This is a genomic window from Streptomyces sp. NPDC057743 (assembly GCF_042798755.1).
Lineage (GTDB): Bacteria > Actinomycetota > Actinomycetes > Streptomycetales > Streptomycetaceae > Streptomyces.
This window is the reverse complement of the sequence record NZ_JBHVJX010000003.1, coordinates 141,324-163,311: the sequence shown is the minus strand read 5'-3', so window position 1 is coordinate 163,311 and position 21,988 is coordinate 141,324. Positions and strand designations below refer to the sequence as shown.

Annotated in this window: 19 protein-coding genes; 11 read left to right on the top strand and 8 right to left on the bottom strand. The window is 70.7% G+C overall.

Annotation, left to right across the window (positions count from 1 at the left end; translation table 11 throughout):
* Nucleotides 1-213 precede the first annotated feature (213 nt).
* Nucleotides 214-444, top strand: a complete 231-nt coding sequence (locus tag ACFVFQ_RS04410) for a DUF6296 family protein (protein ID WP_383408442.1) — start codon at nt 214-216, stop codon at nt 442-444.
* A 112-nt stretch (nt 445-556) separates the two neighbouring features.
* Here the strand turns inward: ACFVFQ_RS04410 and ACFVFQ_RS04405 are convergent, their stop codons facing one another.
* The 3 genes from ACFVFQ_RS04405 to ACFVFQ_RS04395 form a co-directional block, all read right to left on the bottom strand.
* Nucleotides 557-784 carry a hypothetical protein gene (locus ACFVFQ_RS04405; protein WP_383408439.1) on the bottom strand — a complete coding sequence of 76 codons (228 nt, stop codon included), beginning with the start codon at nt 782-784 and terminating at the stop codon, nt 557-559.
* A gap of 141 nt (nt 785-925) precedes the next feature.
* Nucleotides 926-1,621: an aspartate/glutamate racemase family protein gene (locus tag ACFVFQ_RS04400; protein WP_383408437.1), complete on the bottom strand. Its 696-nt coding sequence runs from the start codon at nt 1,619-1,621 to the stop codon at nt 926-928.
* A 107-nt stretch (nt 1,622-1,728) separates the two neighbouring features.
* On the bottom strand, nt 1,729-2,916 hold the full coding sequence (locus tag ACFVFQ_RS04395) for a cytochrome P450 (RefSeq protein WP_383408434.1): 1,188 nt from the start codon (nt 2,914-2,916) through the stop codon (nt 1,729-1,731).
* Between the two features lie 552 nt (nt 2,917-3,468).
* On the opposite strand from ACFVFQ_RS04395, the gene ACFVFQ_RS04390 reads away from it, so the two are divergent.
* The 8 genes from ACFVFQ_RS04390 to ACFVFQ_RS04355 all read left to right on the top strand — a co-directional run bounded on the left by ACFVFQ_RS04390 (nt 3,469) and on the right by ACFVFQ_RS04355 (nt 14,090).
* Nucleotides 3,469-4,194, top strand: a complete 726-nt coding sequence (locus tag ACFVFQ_RS04390) for a Mut7-C RNAse domain-containing protein (protein ID WP_383408431.1) — start codon at nt 3,469-3,471, stop codon at nt 4,192-4,194.
* 808 nt (nt 4,195-5,002) lie between these two features.
* Nucleotides 5,003-5,734, top strand: a complete 732-nt coding sequence (locus ACFVFQ_RS04385; RefSeq protein ID WP_383408428.1) for a hypothetical protein — start codon at nt 5,003-5,005, stop codon at nt 5,732-5,734.
* 189 nt (nt 5,735-5,923) lie between these two features.
* Nucleotides 5,924-6,622 (top strand): class F sortase, encoded by a 699-nt coding sequence (locus ACFVFQ_RS04380; protein ID WP_383408423.1) that lies wholly within the window; start codon nt 5,924-5,926, stop codon nt 6,620-6,622.
* 211 nt (nt 6,623-6,833) lie between these two features.
* Complete coding sequence (gene proP / locus ACFVFQ_RS04375) at nt 6,834-8,426, top strand: glycine betaine/L-proline transporter ProP (protein WP_383408420.1); 1,593 nt, start codon at nt 6,834-6,836, stop codon at nt 8,424-8,426.
* Nucleotides 8,427-8,646: 220 nt separating this feature from the next.
* Nucleotides 8,647-9,582 (top strand): hydroxymethylbilane synthase, encoded by a 936-nt coding sequence (gene hemC / locus ACFVFQ_RS04370; RefSeq protein ID WP_383408417.1) that lies wholly within the window; start codon nt 8,647-8,649, stop codon nt 9,580-9,582.
* A gap of 39 nt (nt 9,583-9,621) precedes the next feature.
* Entirely contained in the window at nt 9,622-10,632 is a 1,011-nt protein-coding gene (locus tag ACFVFQ_RS04365; protein WP_383408414.1) for an agmatine/peptidylarginine deiminase, read from the top strand.
* Nucleotides 10,633-10,980: 348 nt separating this feature from the next.
* The gene (locus tag ACFVFQ_RS04360; protein WP_383408411.1) at nt 10,981-11,535 is read left to right on the top strand and encodes a MarR family winged helix-turn-helix transcriptional regulator; all 555 of its coding nucleotides are present in this window, start codon (nt 10,981-10,983) and stop codon (nt 11,533-11,535) included.
* Nucleotides 11,532-14,090, top strand: a complete 2,559-nt coding sequence (locus tag ACFVFQ_RS04355) for an MFS transporter (RefSeq protein WP_383408408.1) — start codon at nt 11,532-11,534, stop codon at nt 14,088-14,090. Before ACFVFQ_RS04360 ends, ACFVFQ_RS04355 begins: the two co-directional genes overlap by 4 nt.
* A 76-nt stretch (nt 14,091-14,166) precedes the next feature.
* On the opposite strand, the gene gntA is transcribed toward ACFVFQ_RS04355, so the two are convergent.
* Entirely contained in the window at nt 14,167-14,892 is a 726-nt protein-coding gene (gntA, locus tag ACFVFQ_RS04350) for a guanitoxin biosynthesis heme-dependent pre-guanitoxin N-hydroxylase GntA (RefSeq protein WP_383408405.1), read from the bottom strand.
* Between the two features lie 300 nt (nt 14,893-15,192).
* Between gntA and lpdA the strand changes: the two genes are divergently transcribed.
* Nucleotides 15,193-16,593: a dihydrolipoyl dehydrogenase gene (gene lpdA / locus ACFVFQ_RS04345; protein WP_383408402.1), complete on the top strand. Its 1,401-nt coding sequence runs from the start codon at nt 15,193-15,195 to the stop codon at nt 16,591-16,593.
* A gap of 77 nt (nt 16,594-16,670) precedes the next feature.
* Here lpdA and ACFVFQ_RS04340 read toward each other — a convergent pair whose 3' ends face one another.
* Together ACFVFQ_RS04340 and ACFVFQ_RS04335 are read right to left on the bottom strand one after the other, a co-directional pair.
* On the bottom strand, nt 16,671-17,354 hold the full coding sequence (locus ACFVFQ_RS04340) for a hypothetical protein (RefSeq protein WP_383408399.1): 684 nt from the start codon (nt 17,352-17,354) through the stop codon (nt 16,671-16,673).
* A gap of 254 nt (nt 17,355-17,608) precedes the next feature.
* Nucleotides 17,609-18,400 carry an alpha/beta fold hydrolase gene (locus tag ACFVFQ_RS04335; protein WP_383408396.1) on the bottom strand — a complete coding sequence of 264 codons (792 nt, stop codon included), beginning with the start codon at nt 18,398-18,400 and terminating at the stop codon, nt 17,609-17,611.
* Between the two features lie 344 nt (nt 18,401-18,744).
* On the opposite strand from ACFVFQ_RS04335, the gene ACFVFQ_RS04330 reads away from it, so the two are divergent.
* Nucleotides 18,745-19,845: a hypothetical protein gene (locus tag ACFVFQ_RS04330; RefSeq protein WP_383408393.1), complete on the top strand. Its 1,101-nt coding sequence runs from the start codon at nt 18,745-18,747 to the stop codon at nt 19,843-19,845.
* A 166-nt stretch (nt 19,846-20,011) separates the two neighbouring features.
* On the opposite strand, the gene bla (ACFVFQ_RS04325) is transcribed toward ACFVFQ_RS04330, so the two are convergent.
* A complete protein-coding gene (gene bla, locus ACFVFQ_RS04325) occupies nt 20,012-20,926 on the bottom strand; it encodes a class A beta-lactamase (RefSeq protein WP_383408391.1) in 915 nt (304 codons plus the stop codon).
* A 71-nt stretch (nt 20,927-20,997) separates the two neighbouring features.
* The gene (gene bla, locus ACFVFQ_RS04320; protein ID WP_383408951.1) at nt 20,998-21,912 is read right to left on the bottom strand and encodes a class A beta-lactamase; all 915 of its coding nucleotides are present in this window, start codon (nt 21,910-21,912) and stop codon (nt 20,998-21,000) included.
* Nucleotides 21,913-21,988: the final 76 nt, after the last annotated feature.

Here is a 21,988-nt window from a genome sequence, read left to right as displayed (position 1 = left end):
AAGAGTCGGAGCGTGGTGTGACTGGCGGCGAGACCACGGACATTTGCTTGAATGGTTAACGAGATGCCTCTGATGTGAGGCAGGTGGCGGTGAGGCGTGGCGGGTCGACTTGGGCGACGATGGAAGGGCCGGGGTTGCGGTGTCGTGCAGCAGTGGCGGGGCGGCACGGCGAGCGCGGCGGCAGCACCCGCAGAGCAGTATCGGGAGGCCCCGATGGATTACCCGGAACGCTATGAGCTGGTATTTCAGGCCCCCGCGGTCGAGGACGACGTCGTGATCGTCCGGCGGACCGACCAGGCGGGAGCGGGCGGGTATCCGGTCTACGAGGACGAATCGGGGATCGTGCGCGCGGAGATCAGCGATCGGGGTGAGGTCCGCATGCTGGCCAGCGGAGGACACCAGGCGCCCCGGACGCCCGTGCTGGCACGGGCGCTGAGCCTGTAGGGGCTGCCGAGCCCGTAGGACTGCGTCGGCGGCGCCGCGTCGGCGGGAGTGCCACGCGTCGCCAATGAGGCCGACGAGGAGCTACCCGGACCTCACCGCAGCTATCCGGACGTCACACGCTGCGCAGATGCCGGCGACGGGGCGGCGGTGACTGGCGCTGAGGATCGGTGTCTGCGTCATGGGCGGGCGGCGTGGCGGCTGCTGCGGGTGCAGGCCCGGAGTCGGGGACGGCCCGCAGGACGGGGGTGGTCGTGGCCTCGACCTCGGTGGTGTCTCCGCGTAGAACGGCCAGGGCGCGTTCGAGGGTTTCTCCGGTGACCTGTATCCGGATGCGCGCCAAGCGTTCTAACTCGGTATGAGACACCACGTCAGCGTACCTGTCTTCGCGCCAAACCCGAGGCGACAGTCCCGGAACCGAACGAACTGAACGCTCCTACGGAACGGTCGAGTTGGCGGATGGTTTCGTGCGGGGCGCGAGCGGTCACGAGGCGGACAGCGCGCGGGTCAGCGCCGCCTCGGCGTGCAGCCGGGTCGTCGGGAAAACGGGCACCGGACTGTCCTGCGGGCGGATGAGGAGCTCGATCTCGGTGCAACCGAGGACGATGCCTTCGGCACCGACGGCGACCAGTTCCTCGATGACGGTGACGAAGGCGGCCCGGGACTCCTCCCTGACGATGCCCAGGCACAACTCCTCGTAGATCACGCGGTGGACGGTCTCGCGCCCGGCGGCCTCCGGGACCAGCACCTCAAGGCCGTGGTCCGCCAGGCGACCGCGGTAGAAGTCCTGCTCCATGGTGAACGCGGTACCCAGCAGTCCGACGCGGCGAAGTCCCCTGCCGCGCACGGCTTCCGCGGTGGTGTCGGCGAGATGCAGGAGGGGGACGCCGACGGCCGACGACACCTGGTCGGCGACCTTGTGCATGGTGTTGGTGCAGATCAGCAGCAACTCGGCCCCCGCCGCCTCCAGAGCCTTGGCGGCCTCGGCCAGGACGGCGCCTGCCTCGTCCCAGCGCCCCTCGACCTGGAGGCGTTCGATCTCCGCGAAGTCCACTGAATACAGCACGCACTTGGCCGAGTGCAGCCCGCCCAGCCGCTCCCGCGTCAGCCCGTTCAGCAGGCGGTAGTACTCAGCCGAGGACTCCCAACTCATGCCGCCAATCAGCCCGATGGTCTTCATGGACACACTGTCGCACACGGCGGTGACAGTGCCCGCGCCGACCGGTCGGCCGACCGGCCGGCGGGCGTGTTGTGCCGCGGTGTGACGCCGACGCATGGCCGGACGGGTCACGCGTCCCAGAGGATCGGAAGGTGGTGCATTCCGCGCATGAGGAGGCCGGGGCGCCAGGTTGGGGTGGCCGCGGTGGTGTCCAGGGCGAGGTCGGGGCAGCGGTCCAGAAGAGAGCGCAGGGCGATCCGACCCTCCAGACGGGCCAACGGTGCGCCGAGGCAGAAGTGGATGCCGTGGCCGAAGGCGACGTGACCGCGCGGGTCACGGGTGATGTCGAAGTCGTCGGCGGCGTCGAACCGTTCGGGATCCCGGGAGGCCGAGGCGAGCGAGACCAGCACGGGGGAGCCGGCGGGAATCACGGTGCCACCGACCTCCACAGGCTCGGCCGCGAATCGCCAAGTGGCGGTCTCCACCGGCCCGTCGTAGCGCAGCATCTCCTCCACGGCGTTGTCCAGCAGGCCACCGTCGGCCCGTAGGGCGGCCAGTTGGGCGGGGTGTTCCAGTAGGGCCCGGACGCCGTTGGAGATCAGGTTGACCGTGGTCTCGTGGCCGGCGACGAGCAGCAGGAACGCCGTACCGATCAGCTCTGTGTGGGAGAGTCGGTCGCCGTCCTCGTCGCTGGTCTGGATCAGGGCGCTGAGCAACCCGTCCACGGGCGCGTGGCGTTGGCGCTCAATCAGCGCGGTGAGGTACTCGGACATCGCCAGGACGGCGTTCTGTACCGCTTCCTGACCGGTCGGCGAGACGATCTCCTGCGACCAGGTGCGGAAGGCGTCGCGGTCCATGGACGGCACGCCCAGCAGCTCGCAGATGACGGTCATCGGCAGCGGGAAGGCCAGCGCCTCGATGAGGTCGGCACGGCGGTCCGGTGCGGTCAGCATCGCGTCGAGGAGCGCGTCCGTGATGTGCTGCACACGGGGGCGGAGCGCCTCGACCCGGCGGGAAGTGAACTCCTTCGCCACCAGTTTCCGCAGGCGGGTGTGGTGCGGTGGATCCGCGTCCAGCATGTTGGTGAACAGGGGAACGTCGTTGCCGACCACGCGTTGCAGGTTGGCACTGCTCCAGTCCTTGCCCAGGCGCGGATCGGCGAGCGCGGAGCGGACCGCCTCATGGCCGACGATCAGCCATGCCTCCTGGCCGTGCGGCGTACGCACCCGGTGTACGGCCCCCTGGGCGCGCAGCTTGGCGTAGTACGGATACGGGTCGGCGACGAAGTCCTCGCCGTAGGCGGCCAGATCGAGCAACGGGAGCGTCTCGGGAGGCTGTGTGGGGCCGGCGGACGGGGGTCGCGACGAGGCGGGTATCTCGGGGTCCTCAGGGCCCGAGGAGGTCCGAGGGGTCTGTGTGGCCTGCGGGGATTGCGGATATTCCGGCATCTGCCGTCCCGCCTCTCTCGACTCGCGACATGTTTCGATGCTCCACAAAGCTCGGCACAGCGCTGCGTCTTGGACGCCGGCTGCACACTGCTCACCGTACGCAGACCGGGCGCGCGCCTCGTCGTTCCAGCGGAGGAGCCGCGGGGAGTGACGTCCTCCATCCGCAGTGCAGCGGGGTACTCGGCGTGGTGGACATCCCGTAGGCCCAGGGGCGGTCGAGGCCGCCCAACGGGGCACGCGTCGATCACCAGGGGACGGACGGACCGGCTCCCGCACCGCCCACGACCCGCCCGCCGCACAGCTACGTTCCGTGCGCATCACGCACGCCCCGCGCACGCCCGAGCGGGCTCACCCCCCCCGCCCCCGCCTCCCCAAGAATCCGCTGGCTGTCACCGCCCGCCCGATGCCATGCTGTGCGACGTGAACGGTCCCGAGATCGACCTCAGTTTCGCCCCTGAACTGCACCTCTTCGTCGGTGCGGAGCGCAGCGCGGGCCGTACGCCCCTGGTCACCGACGGCGCCTCGACGCTGGGCCATGTCGTCGAGTCGCTGGGCGTCCCGCTCACCGAGGTCGGCCGACTGGTCGTGGACGGCGTCGAGGCGCCCGTCTCCCACGTTCCGCAGCAGGGCGAGCGCATCGAGGTCCACGCCGTCGAGCGGCCACAGCGCATCCCCGGCGCGCCGCTGCGGTTCCTCCTCGACGTGCACCTCGGCACCCTGGCCCGCCGGCTGCGGCTGCTGGGCGTCGACGCGGCCTACACCAACGAGGACCCGGGCGACGCGGCACTGGCCGCGCTCTCCGCGAAGGAGCGACGGGTGCTGCTCTCCCGGGACCGCGGACTGCTCCAACGGCGCGAGCTGTGGGCAGGGGCCTACATCTACAGCGACCGCCCGGACGACCAACTCCGCGACGTGCTCGGCCGGTTCGCGCCCACCCTGGATCCCTGGACGCGCTGCACCGCCTGCAACGGCCGCCTGTCCGCCGCCGACAAGGACTCCGTCCAGGAGCAGCTCCAACACGGCACGCAGCGCACCTACGACGTCTTCGCGCAGTGCACCTCGTGCGGACGGGTCTACTGGCGCGGAGCCCATCACGCCCGCCTGGAGGCGATCGTCCAGGAGGCGCTGCGGGCCGGCACCGCCTGAACGGCGCGACGGCCTCCCACCTGAGGCCGAGAGCCTCCCAGTCACTGCCGGCGATGCCCCACCAGGCTTCCCGGCCGCTCCGGCCGACCAATGCCCGATCGTCGCTGCCTTCGAACAAGCCTGCCAGAAAGGCGCGTTGGGAAGCCCCCGGCCGATCATCCCACTCCCCGGCGGCCGCCGGAAGACGATCCAGCGAAAACCCCCGGCCGGCGTCGATGGGGATCGGGGGCGACCCTGGATCTTCGATGGTCAACCGCTGGCACGTGCTCTCCGCCGCCCCATCGCGTGCCCGACCGGCCCCGGACTCCACGCACGCAGCACACCAATTGCGCACGCAGGACACGAACTGACGTCACGTCATGAGAGCGCGCCAGGTAGTCGGCAGCAGCTGTCTGTTCTTCACGTCATTGCCAGGCACCCAGAACTCCGGCCGCTGACCCGTGCCGATTCCAACGATGCCTGCCTGACGTGCCTTGGCGCGGACTGTCTGTTGGCCTCGTCCCGGTTGCCGATGCCCCGTCAGTCCCCGGGCCCGTGGCATCGGGACCGGCGCGTGCCGAGGCCACCCTCGTCGGCCCCTTTAGCCGCTCCCTAGCCCACCTTGATGACGACACGCCGGAGCCGCGCACCGTCCAACGGGTGAATACCTCGCCCCCCGCCACCCGAAGAGCCGACGTTGTCCCCCGAATGCGACGTTCTCCGGTGGTGCCGAGTCGGATTCGGACTGACGGTGATCACGTCGCTACTGCGATCCGATGTGCAGACGAAGTGTCAGCCTTCGCAGTCGCGCCGAAAGGAACATGTCTCCATGCGCACTGCCCGCACCCTGTTCGCTTCCGCCGCCATCACGGCGGCACTCACCATCTCCGCCCCCGCTGCGAGCGCCATGGGCCTGGTCGAGGACTTCACCTCGGGCAGCGCCACCTCGGTCAGCGGCAACGACCACGACAACGACCACGGCAGAGGCGGCCGTGACCACGGCCGCGGCGACCGTGACCGTGACCACGGCCGAGGTGACCGCGACCGTGACCACGGTCGGGGTGACCGTGACGACAATGGCCGCGGTGACCGCGACGACCACGGCCGCGACAACGACAACGACCACGACCACGGCTGGGGCCACCACCGCAAGCCGCACGGCGGCGTGCACACCGGTGGCGGTGCCCTGGCCATGCGCGTGATCGGTGACTGGGGCAGCGGCTACGGCGACGACCACGGTCGTGGCGACCGTGACCGTGACCATGGCCGAGGTGACCGCGACCGTGACCACGGTCGGGGTGACCGTGACGACAATGGCCGCGGTGACCGCGACGACCACGGTCGTGGCGACCGTGACGACCACGGCCGCGGTGACCACGACCACGGCCGCGGCGACCACGACCACTGGGGCCGTCGTCCGCACGGCGGCGTCCACACCGGTGGTGGCGGGATGGCGATGTCCGGCAGCGGTCTGGCCGCCGGCTCCGTCCTGATGCTCGGTGGTCTGGGCGCCGGTGCCTACATGCTGCGTCGCCGCAACACGTCGGGCACCGCGGCCTGATAGAAGGCTGCCCCCTCCGGAGGTCGATGTGCAGTCGCGGCCACCGTCCTCGTCGGACGGTGGCCGCGGCGATTGCCGGGCCGCCGCACCAGCGCCGCGCGGCGCACAACGACGACCCGCGTGCCGTGCGACGGCGCCGCACGCGCCCTCCCCGCACCTCGCTCCGGCCGTTTCACGAAAGGGCCCCTCATGACCGCCCAGCAGTCGTCCCAGCCGAATCCGAACCCCGACCCGCCCGAGGAAGCCGCCGCCCCCCGCACAGTGGGACGCGGCCTGATCTGGGCCGCGGGAGCTTTTCTGCTGGGTTCCTTCCTCGTCTACAACTCCGTGGACGACTCGGCGGATGCCACACCGCAGTCCCGTCCCGCGGTCGCCGCCTCCGCGCACCACCGGGCCGCCGCGCCCCACTCCGACCTGGCACTGTCCCGCTCCGCCCCGAAGCGGCTGACGATCCCGGAGCTCGGTGTGGACGCGCCCTTCACCCGGCTCACCCTCGGCCCCACCGGGCAGCTCAACCCGCCCCCGGCCAACGACAAGAACCTCGTCGGCTGGTACCAGGACGGTGCCGCGCCGGGGGAGCGCGGCGCCGCGATCGTCGCCGGGCACGTGGACACCAAGACCGGCCCGGCGGTCTTCCTGCAACTGGAAATCCTCAAGCCCGGAGCCACCGTCGAGATCACCCGGGAAGACGGGATCGTCGCCACGTTCAAGATCGACTCCGTGGAGACCTTCAGCAAGGCGAACTTCCCCAACGACCGGGTCTACGCCGACACCCCGGACGCCCAGCTCCGCCTGATCACCTGCGGCGGCTCGTACGACCGCAAGGCCAAGGACTACGTGGCCAACGTGGTGGCCTTCGCCCACCTCGCCTCGTCGAAGCGCGCCTAGGCCGACGCGCCGCCGGTCCGCGTCCGGGCCGGTTGCCGGAGCCCGGGTCGGCCGACCGCCGGCCCGGGCTCCCGGCTGCCGGGCACTTCGGAAAGAACCACGCGGAGCGCGGCGTTCGACACGCGGTCCGGCGGGGCTGCCCCCGCCGCGGAACGCACGGAGAAAGAATGCCGAATATGAGGCACGGAATTCAGCTCCGGGACGGGATGAAATGAGCGCCGAACGCGACAAACCGACCGGTCGCCGCCCGGTCCGGAAAAAGTCCGGTGGTGGCAGCGCCGACACCGACCGGCTTTTGCGCATTCTGCTGCGCCGCCGCAAACGACCGCTGAGCGTCGCGGACGTGACGGTGACCGACCGGCCGGCGGTGCGCCGGGCGGTTTCGGCGGCCGCGCTCGGCAATACGATGGAGTGGTTCGACTTCGGCGTCTACGCCTATCTGGCGGGCACCCTGGGAAAGGTGTTCTTCCCGGCCAGTTCGCCGGGTGCGCAGGTCGTCGCGTCGTTCGCGACCTTCGCCGCGGCGTTCGTCGTACGGCCCCTGGGCGGCTTGGTGTTCGGGCCGCTCGGCGACCGCATCGGCCGCCAACGGGTGCTGGCCGCGACCATGATCATGATGGCGGTCAGTACCTTCGCCGTCGGATTCCTGCCCGGATATCGCGCCATCGGCTTTGCCGCGCCGATTCTGCTGCTGATCTGCCGGTTGGTGCAGGGATTCTCGACCGGTGGCGAATACGCCGGAGCCACCACCTATATCGCCGAATACGCCCCCGACAAGCGGCGTGGTTTCCTCGGTAGCTGGCTCGACTTCGGCACGTTCGTCGGCTATTCGCTCGGCTCCGGCCTGGTCACCGTGCTCACCGCGGTGCTCGGTGAGCCCGGACTGGTGTCCTGGGGCTGGCGGCTGCCGTTCCTCGTCGCGGGACCGCTCGGGCTGATCGGCCTCTACATGCGGCTGCGACTGGAGGAGACCCCGGCCTTCCAGCGCGAGGCCGAACAGGCCCACCGGGAGGTCGAGGAAACCGTCGCCGCCGGCGGCGAGGACCCGGTCGAGGTCGCCCGCCAGTCCGGGCGCGGCAGGCTGAAGGAGATCTTCACCCGGCACTGGCAGGCGGTGCTGATCTGCATGGGCCTAGTGCTGCTCTACAACGTCACCAACTACATGGTCACGTCCTACCTGCCGACCTTCATGACCGAGACTCTCGGCGAGGACCCGCTCACCGCCCAACTGCTGATCCTGGGCACCATGATCGTGGTGGTGCTCACCATCACCACCGTCGGCCGCACCTCCGACCGTTGGGGCCGCCGCCCCGTCTTCATGGCCGGCAGCATCGCCCTGATCGCGCTCGCCACCCCCGCGATCCTGCTCATCCGGGCCGGCGGCATCCTGCTGCCCGCCCTCGGCTGCCTGATCCTCGGCCTGCTCCTGGTCTGCTTCGCCGGCACCTCCGCCGCCACCCTCCCCGCGCTCTTCCCGACCCGGCTGCGGTACGGCGCGCTGTCCATCGCCTTCAACATCTCGGTGTCGCTGTTCGGCGGCACCACGCCGCTGTTCGCCTCCGGGCTGGTGCAGTTGACCAAGAGCGAGATGATTCCCGCGTACTACCTGATGGCCGCCGGCGTGGTCGGCTTCGTCTCGACGCTCTTCCTGCACGAGACGGCGGGCATGCCGCTGCGGGGCTCCGGCCCGATGGTGGAGACCAAGGAACAGGCCCACAGGCTGGTCGCCCACAGCCGCACCGAGGCCGGGCGGCGGGCCCGCGACATCTGGATCCGGCTGCGGCATCCCTGGGCCAGGCACTGACCGCACGACACCCCGTTGGTGGTGCCGATGCCTGGGATGGTTGGGCAACCGGAGACGGCTGCCTGCGCGTCCCAACGGGTAGAGGGAACAGGGGAGTTGGGTGGCCTTGGACGGCGGTGCCGGTCGGCCGTCCGGATAGCGGTGCGGGGGTGACGTGACGCACTCCAACTCCGACGCACTGTCGGTAACTGTCCGCATTTGACGGTCTATCATCGGCGCCATGTCCGCCCCAGAACTGATCCGCATCGTTTCCCGAGACTCGCCGATGGCCCTGGCCCAGGTGGAGCGCGTCCGCGCCGAACTGGCCGCGTTGCACCCCGGCATCACCACGGAGGTCGTCCCCGTCAAGACGACCGGAGACCGGTGGATGGGGGCGCTCTCCCAGGTGGAGGGCAAGGGGGCGTTCACCAAGGAGGTCGACGCCGCCCTCCTGGCCGGTGCGGCGGACCTCGCGGTGCACTGCGTCAAGGACATCCCCGGCGACCGCCCGCTGCCGGCCGGGACGACGTTCGCCGCCTTCCTCAAGCGGGACGACGTCCGCGACGCGCTGATCCACCCCGGCGGCCGCACCCTCGACGAGCTGCCCGCGGGCACCCGCATCGGCACGTCCTCGGTACGCCGGATCGCCCAACTTGCCGCCTCCTACCCGCACTTGGAGTACGTTCCGATGCGCGGCAACGCCAACCGCCGGATGGCGAAGCTGGCCGCCGGCGACGCCGACGCCCTGCTACTGGCGGTCTCCGGCCTGGAACGGATCGGGCGCACCGACGCGATCACCGAGATCCTGCCGGTGGACCTGATGTGCCCGCCGATCGGCGCGGGCGTGCTGGCGCTCCAGTGCCGCGAGGACGACGCGGAGACCATCGACGCGGTGAGCGGCCTCGGCGACCCGGGGACGCACCGGGAGACCACGGCGGAGCGGATGCTGCTGCACGTCCTCCAGGGGCACTGCAACAGCCCGATCGCCGGGTTCGCCACCACCGATCGGCGCGGCGAGCTCTCGCTGCGGGCCAGCGTCTTCACCCCGGACGGCAAGACCGTGCTGAACGCGCACGAGTGGGCCGGTCCGCTGACCCCTGAGACACTGGGGACGTCCGTTGCCGTGGCGCTGCTGCGCCAGGGCGCCCGCGAGCTGATTGACAGCATCGCGCACTGATCCCGTCGACGGTCCGCACACGAGCAGGGAGCCCGGTTCATGCGTCCTCGGATGCCCGCCGAATGGGCCGAGCACGAGCTCTGTCTGATGGCCTGGCCGAGCCGGGAATCCCTGTGGGGAGCGGCGTTTGGGGCCGCTCGGCGGGAGTATGCCGAAGTGGCCCGCGCGATCTCCGCGTTCGAGCCGGTGCTGATGGTGGCCGCGCCGGGGCAGGGCGCCCAGGCCCGTGCGCAGTGCGGCGCGGGCATCGAGGTCGTCGAACTGCCCCTGGACGACTCCTGGATGCGGGACGCGGGCCCGATCTTCGCGTTCACCGAGGACGGGCGCCGGGTCGGCGTGGACTTCCGCTTCAATGCCTGGGGCGGCAAGCACCGTCCCTGGGATGACGACGACCGGCTGGCCGCGCGGCTGTTGGACCGGTTGCGCATCGACCGGGTGCACTCCGAGATGGTGCTGGAGGGCGGGGCGATCACCGTCGACGGCGAGGGCACGCTGATCACCACCGAGCAGTGTCTGCTGCACCCCAACCGCAACCCGGGCATGGGGCGGGCGGAGATGGAGGCCGAGCTCGGCCGGCGCCTGGGGATCGACAAGGTGATCTGGCTGCCGTACGGCGGGCTGGAGGACGCCGAGACCGACGGTCATGTGGACGGGGTCTGCGCCTTCGTGGCGCCCGGGAAGGTCGTCGCCTTCGTACCCGATGACGAGCGGCACCCCGATCACGCCCGGATGCGGGCCAACCGTGCGGTCCTGGAGGCGGCCACCGACGCCCGGGGCCGGGAGCTGGAGATCGTCGAACTACCGCAGACCGCCTACGGCACGGTCGACGGCGAGGAGGTCGAGGTCGGGTACCTCAACTTCTACCTCGCCAACGGCGGGGCGGTGGTGCCGGTCGGCGGCGGCGACCGGGACGAGGAGGCGCTCGCGGTGCTCGCCGCCGCGCTGCCCGGCCGCCGGGTGGTGGGTGTGCCGGCCCCGACACTCGCCTTCGGTGGCGGCGGGGTCCACTGCATCACCCAGCAGCTTCCCGAGGCGCCCAGCCCCGGTTAGCCGCGGGCCCGCTCAGGACTGCGGGCGCTTGCCGTGATTGGCCGCATGGTTGCGGCGCGCCTTCTTCTTGCGGCGACGCTTCGACGACATGACTTCTCCCTTCCGGTCGGGGGCGGTCGAGTATTGCCGGCATATCTACCACCTTGGCGGGACTTTTCCGTGGGGGAGTGGTGGGTGGTGTCGGGGGTGCCCGATTGACGCTCCGGCGTCCGTGCCGCGGCAGGTCGGCCCTTGGTCAGCGGGAGCTGCTTCCACCCGCTATGCTTGCTGGATACAAGCAATGTATCCAGTGGACCGGCTGGATCGCGCTTTCACGCATGCGCCCATTGAGTGCGAAGGATCACGAGGATGAGCAACGGCACGGTCCATGCCTCCGACGGAGCGGGGGTCCCGGAGATCACCGCCGCGTCGAGTCTGGACGAGGCGGCCGCGGGACTGGGGACCGAGATGGTCCGCTTCACCCGCCTGATCGCGGCCTGGAAGCAACGGGTCAAGCACGACGCCGGCGCCGCCGACCGGGTGCTGCTGGCCCGGCTGGTGTGCGGCGGCGACCAACGGGCGACCGACCTCGCCGCCGACGCCTTCCTGGACCTGTCCACCGTCAGCAGGCAGGTCCGCTCGCTGGTCGAGCGCGGTCTGGTCGCCCGACGCCCGGACCCGGAGGACCGGCGCGGTTCGCTGCTGACCGCCACCGAGGCGGGGCGGGCACGCTTCGAGGACTACCGGCGTCAGCGGGACGACGAGTTGGCCGGGATCCTCGAACCCTGGTCGCCGCAGGACCGGGCCGACCTGATCCGGCTGATGAGCCGGCTCAACCACGACCTGGCAGAACGTCAACACTCACGACCGTGCTCAGGGGGAGACCAGGGCACCGCCGTGGAGCAGGGAGAGATACGTAGATGAGCACAGCCACCTCTCCGCCGGGGGCGCAAGCCAAGGCGATACCGGGGGCGGGGGCGCTCAGCCACCGCCAGATCCTCACCATCCTCAGCGGTCTGATGCTGGGGATGTTCCTTGCCGCGCTCGACCAGACCATCGTCTCCACGTCCATCAGGACCATCGCCGACGACCTGCACGGCCTGAGCCAGCAAGCCTGGGCGACCACCGCCTACCTGATCACCTCGACGATCGCCACCCCGCTGTACGGCAAGCTGTCCGACCTGCACGGTCGCAAGCCGTACTACCTGGCGGCGATCAGCATCTTCGTCATCGGCTCGGTGCTGTGCACCTTCTCCACCTCGATGACCGAACTCGCCGCGTTCCGCGCCATCCAGGGCCTCGGCGCCGGTGGTCTGATGTCGCTGGCACTGGCGATCATCGGTGACATCGTCCCGCCCCGGGAGCGCGCCCGGTACCAGGGCTACATGCTCGGGACGTTCGCCACCTCCAGCGTCGCCGGTCCGCTGATCGGCGGCGCGCTGGCCGGCCAGGCCCACCTGCTCGGCATCACAGGCTGGCGCTGGGTCTTCCTGGTCAACGTGCCGATCGGCATCATCGCGCTGTTCGTGGTGGCCAAGGTCCTCAACATCCCGCACACCCGGCGCAACCACCGCATCGACTGGTGGGGCGCGCTGACCATCAGCATCGGCGTCGTCCCGCTGCTGCTCGTCGCCGAGCAGGGGCGGGAGTGGGGCTGGACCTCCTCCAACTCCCTTGCCTGTTACGTCATCGGCGTCGTCGGCATCATCGCCTGGATCTTCGTCGAGCGACGGATGGGCGACGACGCGCTGATCCCGATGCGGCTGTTCCGCAACGGCACCTTCAGCAAGACCAGCCTGCTGTCCGTGCTGATCGGCATGGGCATGTTCGGCGGGATGCTGATGATCCCGCAGTACCTCCAGATCGTGAAGGGCGCCAGCCCCACCAAGTCCGGCCTGGAAATGCTGCCGTTGATGGCGGGCATGATGATCGCCTCGATCGTCTCCGGCCAGATCACCGCCAAGACCGGCCGCTACAAGGTCTTCCCGATCATCGGCACCGCGCTGATGGTCGGCGCGATGCTGCTCTTCCACTTCCGCGTCCAGTGGGACACCCCGCTGTGGGAAACCATGGTCTACATGCTCGTCTTCGGCCTCGGCCTGGGCGGCTGCATGCAGACCCTGGTGCTGGCCGTGCAGAACGCGGTGCCGCCGAAGGACATGGGCGTGGCGACCGCCTCGTCCACCTTCTTCCGGCAGATGGGCGCCACCGCCGGTACCGCGATCTTCCTGTCGGTGCTGTTCAGCACCGTCGGCGACAAGATCGGCGACGCGTTCAAGAAGGCGGCCTCCACCCTGCGCTTCCAGGAAGCGCTCAAGGACCCCTCGGTGCTTCAGGACCCGGCCAACAAGCCGGTGCTCGACATGCTCAAGCACCCCGGCAACGGCGGCTCTTCGGGCGTGCTGAGCGACTCCTCGTTCATCCAGCACCTCGACCCGCGGCTGGCCGAGCCGTTCAAGCGCGGCTTCGCCGACTCCATGCACACCGTCTTCCTGATGGGCGCGATCGTCGTCGCGGTCGCCTTCCTGCTGATGTGGTTCATCAAGGAGATGCCGCTGCGGCAGATGTCCGGCCTCCAGGCACGCGCCCAGGCCGAGGCCGAGGCCAACGGCGAGACCCCGCCGGCGGCGGAGGCCGCCGCGCCCGCCCCGGAGCAGGCGGCCCCGGTCGCCGCGGCCGTCGAGAGCGCCCCGGACCCCGGGCCGACGGCGTCCGGACCGGCGGTCCACGGCACGGTGCGGGACAGCGACGGACGACCGGTACCGCAGGCCGCGGTCACCCTGATCAGCGTCGGCGGCCGCCAGCTCGGCCGCGCCACCACCGACGCCGACGGCGGCTACGCGCTGCCGACCACCGGCCCCGGCACCTACGTCCTGATCGGCTCCGCAGGCGCCCGCAAGCCGCAGGCGCTGACGGTCGTGGTGGGCGCCGAACCGGCCGCCTTCGACCTGACGTTGAGCGGCGCGGCCGGACTCTCCGGCGAGGTCCGCGAGGAGAAGAACGACGACCCGGTACCCGGTGCGCTGGTCGTCGCCACCGACGTGCGCGGCGAGGTCGTGGCCTCCGGCGTGGTCGGCCAGGACGGCGGCTTCGCGTTCAATGAGCTGACGCCCGGCAGCTACACGCTGGCCGTCAGCGCGGAGCGGCACCGCCCGTCGGCCCTCCAGGTGGAGGTCGCCGCCGGCAACCGCAACTGGTACGAGATCCGGCTGACGTTGGGCGCCCAGGTGCGCGGCACCGTCCGCACCGCACAGGGCGGCGCGGTCAACGACGCCCGGGTCACCCTGCTGGACCCCACGGGCAACGTCGTGGGCAGCGCCACCAGCGGCCACGACGGTGAGTACGTCTTCACCGACCTCGACAGCGGCGAGTACACGCTGATCGCCAGCGGCTACCCGCCGGCCGCCACCTCGCTGCGGTTGGACGCCTCCGGGCAGACCGAGTGCGACATCGAGCTCAGCCACGACACGGTGAACTGACACCCACCACGAACGGCACGGGCCAGGGCCCGGCGACCTCGGTCGCCGGGCCCTTCGCCGTACCGGGCCCCCGGCGCTACGCCGGTGGCCGGATCAGCTCACCGTCCGCGTCATCGGCACCGAGGGCCGTGGCCTCGTCGTGGCGGGAGGTGAACGGGCACGACCACGCCCGCTCCGTGTACCGGCCCGAGAAGTGCCGGGCCGGCTGCTCGTACTCGTACGTCACGAAACTCGGGTTCACGGAAGCGTTGTTGCGCACCTCGCGCCGCCGGATCGCATCCTGCATCGAGGAGAACTTCTCGCCGAGCAGCACGAACTGCGTCAGGGAGTTGAACGCGACGGCCGGCACCGGGAAGCGGCGACTGGCCCGGGACGCGCCCGGGTGCATCCCGACCAGGAAGAACGACATCCCGCCCACGTGGAATCCGAACTCGGGCCGGGTGGGGTCGGAGGTGTAGCCCGTCTCGGTGCCGTGGTCGCGGCTGTCGAGGTCGTGGATGTGCTGAAGGTGCCGCCACAGCGCCTGCTCGTAGCCGAGTTCGTCGAGGTCGCCGGGGCCGTCGAAGGTCGCCACGAAGGTGCAGAAGCTCTGGGACGACAGGTGCGGCCGGACCTCCGCGGCGTACACCAGCACATCGCGGTGGTTCTGCTCGGCGGACCGCGGATCGCCCAGCTCCCCGTAGTGGCGGTGGGTGAGGGTGTCGCGTTTGAGGGCGGCCCGCGCGCCCAGGCAGCTGAACTCGCGGGTCTGTATGAAGCGTTCGAGGGCGGCGCGGTGCGCCGCGGTATGGGATTCGGTCATGGTGGGCCTTGTGGGGTTTGTGGGACGGGAGAAGCGCTAAGGGGCAATCCGGGAAGATCGCGACTGTCGCGATCGACAGTGCGGTGCGTCGATCACCACGGCAAGGACCTAACCGGACAAAATCTCCCCACGACGGGCTCCAAAGGCGCCGAACCCCGGGCGCATCGCCGCCCCCCGCCTGGACCGTGACGCGCTGCGGCCCTGTCCGCCCCGACCTAGGCTGCCGAACATGAACGAGCGTAGCGAGCGCAGCACGGGCGGCCGCACGCCCGGCACGGGCACCGGAGGCGGGCTCCCGACATGAACACACAGTTCGACGTGGTGGTCCTGGGCGCCGGTCCCGGGGGGTATGTCGCCGCGATCCGGGCCGCCCAGCTCGGCCTGCGCACCGCGATCGTCGAGGCCAAGTACTGGGGCGGCGTCTGCCTCAACATCGGCTGCGTACCGTCGAAGGCGCTGCTCCGCAACGCCGAGATCGCCCACATCGTCGGCCGCGAGGCGAAGACCTTCGGCATGCGGATCGACGGGCAGGTCACCTTCGACTACCGGGAGGCGTTCCTGCGCAGCCGCCGGGTGGCCGAAGGCCGCGCCAAGGGCGTGCACTTCCTGATGAAGAAGAACAAGATCGAGCAGTTCGAGGGCGTCGGCGCCTTCATCGACCCGCACACCCTCCACGTCACACTGGGCGACGGCCGCACCGAGACCCTCACCTTCGGCCACGCGATCATCGCCACTGGTTCGGTCACCCGCCTGCTGCCCGGCACGGCACTGAGCCGCCGGGTCGTGACCTACGAGGAGCAGATCCTCTCCGACGAACTGCCGGGCAGCATCGTGATCGCCGGGGCGGGCGCCATCGGCGTCGAGTTCGCCTACATCCTTGCCAACTACGGCGTCGAGGTCACCCTCGTGGAGTTCCTCGACCGCGTCGTACCGTTGGAGGACGAGGAGGTGTCCGCCGAACTCGCGCGTCGGTACCGCAAGTTGGGCATCAACGTGCTGCCCTCCACCCGCGTCGAGGGCATCGACGACTCCGGGGAGAAGGTGCGCGTCACGGTCACCACCGGCGGCCAGCGTCAGACCCTGGAGGCCGACCAGGTCCTCCAGGCCATCGGCTTCCAACCACGCACCACCGGCTTCGGGTTGGAGAACACCGGCGTCCGGCTGACCGAGCGCGGCGCCATCGACATCGACGGCCGCTGCCGGACGAACGTGCCGCATATCTTCGCCATCGGCGACGTCACCGCCAAGCTGATGCTGGCGCACGCCGCCGAGGCGATGGGGGTCGTCGCCGCCGAAACCATCGGCGGCACCGAGACGATGGAACTGGACTACCTGATGATCCCGCGGGTGACGTTCTGTCAGCCGCAGATCGCCAGCTTCGGCTGGACCGAGGCCCAGGCCCGCGAGCAGGGCTTCGACGTGCGGGTGGCCAAGTTCCCGTTCACCGCCAACGCCAAGGCCCACGGCCTCGGGGACACCGCCGGGTTTGCCAAGCTCATCAGCGACGCCCGCTACGGGGAGATCATCGGCGCCCATCTCATCGGCCCCGAAGTCACCGAACTGCTCCCGGAGTTGACGCTGGCACAGAAGTGGGATCTGACGGTCCATGAGGTGGCCCGCAACGTGCATGGCCACCCCACCCTCGGCGAGGCCATCCAGGAAGCGGTGCACGGTCTCGCGGGGCACATGATCAATATGTGACCGGGGCGCACCTCCGACACGCACACTCTGAACTCGCGCACGGCTGAGTTGGCAATCAACGTGGCTCCACGGTCCCGTCATGCTGTAGTTGAGGGCTGATGTGTCGAACGCCCCACGTGGGCGTCCGTTGCCGGGAGGGCCGCAGGAGTCGCCCGGCGCCACAGCGTCAGGCTTACCCCGGTGAACCAGGCGAAGCCCCCATAGCGGCCGAACGGGATCAGTACCGTGGCCGGCTCGGCGACCAGTGACAGCAGCGACAGCACGCTGGCCGCGGCCAGGACGAGGCCGGACCAGCCCGCCCAGACAGGCAGTGTTCGGCTGGTCAGTGCGGTGCGGGAGACCACCCACAGGGCCAGGCCGAGAGTGCCGATCGCGGGAGCGGCACCAGTGATGAAGGCCAGGTCCATCAAGGCGCGGGCCACGGACAGTTCGGCCGACGAGCCCAGCATCGACAACAGCCAGCCCCCACTCGCGGAGAGCACCAGCAGAACCGCGGAGGTGGTTCCCATGGCCCGTACCACGCCCGCCCGTACGGAGGTGCCGTGGCGTGCCACGAAGTCGGTGAGCCACGGGATGAAGGCCAGCAGCGCCAGCGCCGACAGCATCTGGAGCAACGACGAGAGCTGTAGCGAGCGGTGCAGCGCGGCGGGGTCGGTGCGCAGGTACTGCCGGACCACCGCATCGCTGGAATACGGGGTGGCGAACGGGCCGTTCGGCGCGGTGACGCTACTGATCACGATGCTGGCCACGAAGAACAGCACGTACAGGACACCGCTGAGTGCTCCTGCGGGTCGACGGCGGGGTGAGGCGGAAGGTGGCATCGTCGACAACTCCAGGTGTTGAGGCCGGTGCCGGCGCGAAGTCGCTTCCGGCGCACCCCAGTTCACCGGACGGCACTCGCCGGGGCGTCCCCTGGCCGGAGGCGCTTGCCGTACTCCTGTGGACGTACCGGCGACGGCTCGGCTCCGCCGAGTGGGACTCGGGCCCGTTGGGCGGTGGGTGGCTCGCCGCGTCTCTATGGCTGGTACGAGGTGGTGGTGAGGAAGTCCAGGACCAGGGGGCTGGCGTGGGTGCGGGCTTCCTCGAAGTAGGCGTGACGGGTGCCGGGGATCAGGTGGAGTCGGGCATCGGGGATGCGGCGGGCGAGCAGGTGGGCGTTGGCGGTGGGGTTGAGCAGGTCGTCGGTTCCGTGGAGGACCAGGGTGGGTGCGCTGATGCGGGGCAGGAGGTCCCAGGCGTTGTGTTGGTTGCTGGCTGCGAGGTGGTGGCGCCGGGAGTGGGCGGGCATGTCGGGGTCGCCGAGGGTGTGGTGCGGGCCGGGGTGTTCGGCGAGCCAGCGGGGTGTGTACATGAGCTGCAGCAGGGCTTGCCGCGCGGCTCCGGGGTGCGGCTGGGCCAGGGCCCGGCGGACGTCGTTGCCGCGTTCGATGCTGTGCGGGCCGCCGGGGGAGGTGCAGCCCAGGACCAGGGCGCCGACTCGGTGTGGGTGGCGGGCGGCGAGTTGCTGGGCAACACGGCCGCCCATGGACGTGCCGTAGACGTCGGCCCGGTCGATGCCGAGGTCGTCGAGGATGGCGATGACGTCCTGGGCGAACAGCTCGGTGCTGTGGGGGGTGTTGGGCTTGTCGCTGTCGCCGGTGCCGCGGTAGTCGAGGGTGAGGGTGCTGCGGGCGGGGTGGAAGTCGGCGCGGACCGGGTCCCACCAGTGGTGGTTGTTGGCCTGGCCCGCCAGCAGGATGAGTGGTGCTCCGCTGCCTTGGAGCTGGTAGGCGATGCGGGTCCCGTCGGGTGTCGTCACGTACGTCATTGGCTGAGTTTCTCAACTCCGGTGTGGGCGGCCACGGTACTCCGCTACGGCTCGTCTGCGAGAGGGGGGTTGGGGCTTGGTGGTCTGTGTGGTTGGGGTCGCCGTCGGAGATCGGGACATGGACGGTCGTGGTCGTGTACGTCATGGCGTGCGGGCCCTCCTCGACGTCGGTGGTGCCGGCCGAACTCACTCCCCCAGGCCCCCGTGAGGACGATCACACGGGAAAGGGGTGTCCGCCGCGCAACCTTCCGGTCAACCCCGCGGTCACGTATACGCACTTGTACGGCCTTGCCTGGCTTGCCCGATCGGGAGCCGTGCGGGCCGACTTCCATGGAAAGGTCTCAATGAAGCAGCTTCACCGCGCTCTGGCGACCGCCGTCGTGACGACGGTCATCGGCCCCGTGGCACTGCTCGCGGCCCCGGCCGCGCAGGCGGCGGGAGAGGCGCCCACGCCCGGTCCCACGCACTCCGTGCCGGACCGGCCCGCCGCCTCCCCAACTCCGCCTCCGCCCACCGCAGATGGCGGCCACAACGGTGGCAGCTCCACCGGCGGCCACGGCGGCGGCGAGGACGTCACCCAGGGGCCGACCGCGGCGCCGGTCCCCACCACCGCCGCCAAGCCCACCCCGAACGCCTCGGGTTCGACCGGGCCGGACGCCACGCCGTCCCCCACCTACACCCGCCCCACCTTCTGTCAGCCGATCTTCGACGAGGACCGCGGCAAGACGGGACTGGTCGGGCTGCCGAGCAAGATCGTCGCGGGTTCCGGCTGGCACGAGTTCACCTACCGCGTGACCAACGTCTCCAAGATCACGGTGATGGAGACCGACGTCTCCCTCTACCTCGGCACCGCCGATCCGCACCTTGACGACGTGGCCGAACTGGACGTCACGGTCGAGTGGTTCAACCCGAAGACCGGCCGCTGGAAGCCCGTCGAGGGCGAGGGCGCCGAGTTCCGGGACAACGACGGTTTCGCCACCATCAAGCGGCTGGAGCCCGGCGAGTACGCGGACGCCAAGATGCGCATCAAGATCGGCGGGAAGGCCCGCGCCGGCTCGGGCTACTTCTTCACGATCGGGCATGCCTACGGCGCGGACGGCACCTGCGGCTTCGACAAGATCAGCCAGTTCGACTTCGCCGTCCTCACCCCCGGCAGCAAGCCGGGCAAGGTGGACGACGCCACGGGCAAGCCCGCCGGGCCCGGGGAGGGCCACGGCGCGGCCGGCAACCACGGGCGGCCAGGCACTGTCGGGAACAAGCCAGGCAACAAGCCGTCGCCGCACGGCGGAAACGGCCTCGACGAGCTCCCGGTCAGCGGCAGGCTGGCCGACACCGGTTCCTCGGACCTGCTCCCGACGCTTGCCGCCGTCGGTGGCGCCGTGACCCTCGCGGGCGCCGGAACCGTGCTCGTCGCGCGCCGCCGCAAGGCCGGACCTTCGGCGTAAGCCCGGCGAGGCGTCAGCGTCAGGGGCAGCGTTAGTACGTGGTGTATGGGGGTGTCGTCAACGCGCCCAGACCGCCCAGACGTTGACGGGCTCCCGTGCCTGGGCCAACCAGGCACGGGAGCCCGCCAACCCGCCAACCCACCCACTTAACCAAGCAATCGAGCAATCAGGTAAGGGTGCTCACGATGTGTCGCGTGGCTGCGGCGAGCAGGGCGTCGCTGGGTGGGGTGGAGTAGCCGGGGCGGTCGGACATGAGGGCCAGTACGAGCGGGGCGGCCTGGGGCGGTCGGACGACGGCGATGTCGTTGGCCCTGCCGTAGTCGCCGGTGCCGGTCTTGTTGGCGACGGTCCACGACCGGGGCAGCCCCGCCCGGATGCGGTCGGCCCCGGTGGTGCTGCGCCCGAGCCAGTCTTCGAGCAGCGCACGCCGGTCCGCGGTCAGTGCGTCGCCGAGGACCAATTCGCGGTAGTCGGCGGCGATCGCACGGGGCGTGGTGGTGTCGCGCGGGTCGTGCGGGCGGTTCCGGTTCAGTTCGGGTTCGTAGGTGTCCATGCGGCCGGTGGAGTCGCCCAGTTCGCGCAGGTAGGCGGTCAGCCGCGCGGGGCCGCCGAGGTCCCGCATCAGGAGGTTGCCGGCGGTGCCGTCGCTGTAGCGGATGGCGGCGTCGCACAGCTGCCTGAGGGTCATGCCGGTGGCGATGTGGTCCTTGGTGATGGGTGAGATGGAGTTGACGTCGGCTGCTGTGTAGTGGAGGCGTTCGTCGAGGTGGCGCAGCGGGTTGTGGTGCAGGACGGCCGCGGCGGCGAGCGTCTTGAAGGTGGAGCAGAACGCGAAGCGCTCGTCCGCGCGGTGGGTCACCGTGGCGCCCGTGCCGGTGGCCACGGCGAAGACGCCCAGGCGGGCGCCGTGTTGGCGTTCCAGCGCCGCGAACGGTGCGGTGTCCGCGGGGGCGCCGTCGCGGCGGGACGCGTGCGGTGGTGCGGGGGCGGCCGGGCCGCCGCCCCCGCACCCGGCCAGGGGGAGGAGGGCGGCGGCCGTCAGCAGGGCGCGACGGGACGGGCCGGGCCGCTCGGGTGGCATGACTGGTACCTGCTTCCGTTCGTCGGCCGTGCCTGGGAGCGGCGGGCGGGTCGTTGGGTGTCGGCCTGGGGTCACTCGCCCGGGGCGAGGGTTCGCGCGAGGATGCGCGCGGTGTCGGAGATCAGCCCGTTGTCCACCGGGGCGTCCGGGGTGGGCTTGGACGTCAGCACGATCAGTACGAGGGGGCTCCGCCGGGTCGTCCAGGCGACGCCGATGTCGTTGGCGGAGGCGTAGTCGCCGGTGCCTGTCTTGTCGGCGACGACCCAGTCGTGCGGCAGTCCCTTGCGGAGCCGTTCGCCGCCGGTGGTGTTGCCCTTCAACCAGTCGATGAGCTGGTCGCGTTGGGCGTCGCCCAGGGCCCGGCCCACGGTCAGTCGCGCGAAGCCGTTGCCGAACGCCTCCGGTGTGGTGGTGTCGCGCAGGTCTCCGGGGACGGCGGAGTTCAGGTCGGTTTCCCAACGGTCCAGGCGGCTCACCGGGTCTCCGAGCGAGCGGAAGAACCGGGTGAGGCCGGGCGGCCCGCCGAGCTGGCGCAGCAGGAGGTTGCCCGCCGCGTTGTCGCTGTACTGGATCGCCGCCGCGCACAGCTCGCCCATGGTCATGCCGGTGTCGACGTGTTTCGAGGTGATCGGGGAGTTCGGCACGATGTCGGCCGGCGGATAGTGGATCACCTTGTCCAGCGGGGCGCAGCGGCCGTGATCGCGCAGGATCGCCGCGGAGGCGAACGCCTTGAACGTCGAGCACATGGCGAACCGCTCCTGCGCCCGGTGGGTCACCACTCGTCCACTGCGAACGTTGCGGGCGTACACGCCCAGGCGGGCACCGTACTTCCGTTCCAGGGCCGACAACTCCCGTTCCGCATCACGTAGTTCAGTGTCCGAGGCGGCGGATGCGGTGGTTGCCGAGGTGGCCGTTGCGGAGGCGGCGGTGGCGAATGCGACGGTGGAGGCGGCGAGGCCGGCCCTGAGCAGGCGGCGGCGCGGCATGGGTGTGGCGTGGGACATGTGCGGAGTTCTCCCGTGCTCGTCAGGCGTCCGGCCCGACGGTCGTGCCTGGGCCGCT

Bases quoted from the DNA above. Each gene is read 5' to 3' on its own strand.
- ACFVFQ_RS04380 (WP_383408423.1), top strand. From the start codon at position 5,924: ATGACCGCCCAGCAGTCGTCCCAGCCGAATCCGAACCCCGACCCGCCC.
- ACFVFQ_RS04335 (WP_383408396.1), bottom strand. From the start codon at position 18,400: ATGACGTACGTGACGACACCCGACGGGACCCGCATCGCCTACCAGCTC.
- ACFVFQ_RS04330 (WP_383408393.1), top strand. From the start codon at position 18,745: ATGAAGCAGCTTCACCGCGCTCTGGCGACCGCCGTCGTGACGACGGTC.
- ACFVFQ_RS04360 (WP_383408411.1), top strand. From the start codon at position 10,981: ATGAGCAACGGCACGGTCCATGCCTCCGACGGAGCGGGGGTCCCGGAG.
- hemC (WP_383408417.1), top strand. From the start codon at position 8,647: ATGTCCGCCCCAGAACTGATCCGCATCGTTTCCCGAGACTCGCCGATG.
- lpdA (WP_383408402.1), top strand. From the start codon at position 15,193: ATGAACACACAGTTCGACGTGGTGGTCCTGGGCGCCGGTCCCGGGGGG.
- ACFVFQ_RS04365 (WP_383408414.1), top strand. From the start codon at position 9,622: ATGCGTCCTCGGATGCCCGCCGAATGGGCCGAGCACGAGCTCTGTCTG.
- bla (WP_383408391.1), bottom strand. From the start codon at position 20,926: ATGCCACCCGAGCGGCCCGGCCCGTCCCGTCGCGCCCTGCTGACGGCC.
- ACFVFQ_RS04355 (WP_383408408.1), top strand. From the start codon at position 11,532: ATGAGCACAGCCACCTCTCCGCCGGGGGCGCAAGCCAAGGCGATACCG.
- proP (WP_383408420.1), top strand. From the start codon at position 6,834: ATGAGCGCCGAACGCGACAAACCGACCGGTCGCCGCCCGGTCCGGAAA.
- gntA (WP_383408405.1), bottom strand. From the start codon at position 14,892: ATGACCGAATCCCATACCGCGGCGCACCGCGCCGCCCTCGAACGCTTC.
- ACFVFQ_RS04410 (WP_383408442.1), top strand. From the start codon at position 214: ATGGATTACCCGGAACGCTATGAGCTGGTATTTCAGGCCCCCGCGGTC.
- bla (WP_383408951.1), bottom strand. From the start codon at position 21,912: ATGCCGCGCCGCCGCCTGCTCAGGGCCGGCCTCGCCGCCTCCACCGTC.
- ACFVFQ_RS04385 (WP_383408428.1), top strand. From the start codon at position 5,003: ATGCGCACTGCCCGCACCCTGTTCGCTTCCGCCGCCATCACGGCGGCA.
- ACFVFQ_RS04400 (WP_383408437.1), bottom strand. From the start codon at position 1,621: ATGAAGACCATCGGGCTGATTGGCGGCATGAGTTGGGAGTCCTCGGCT.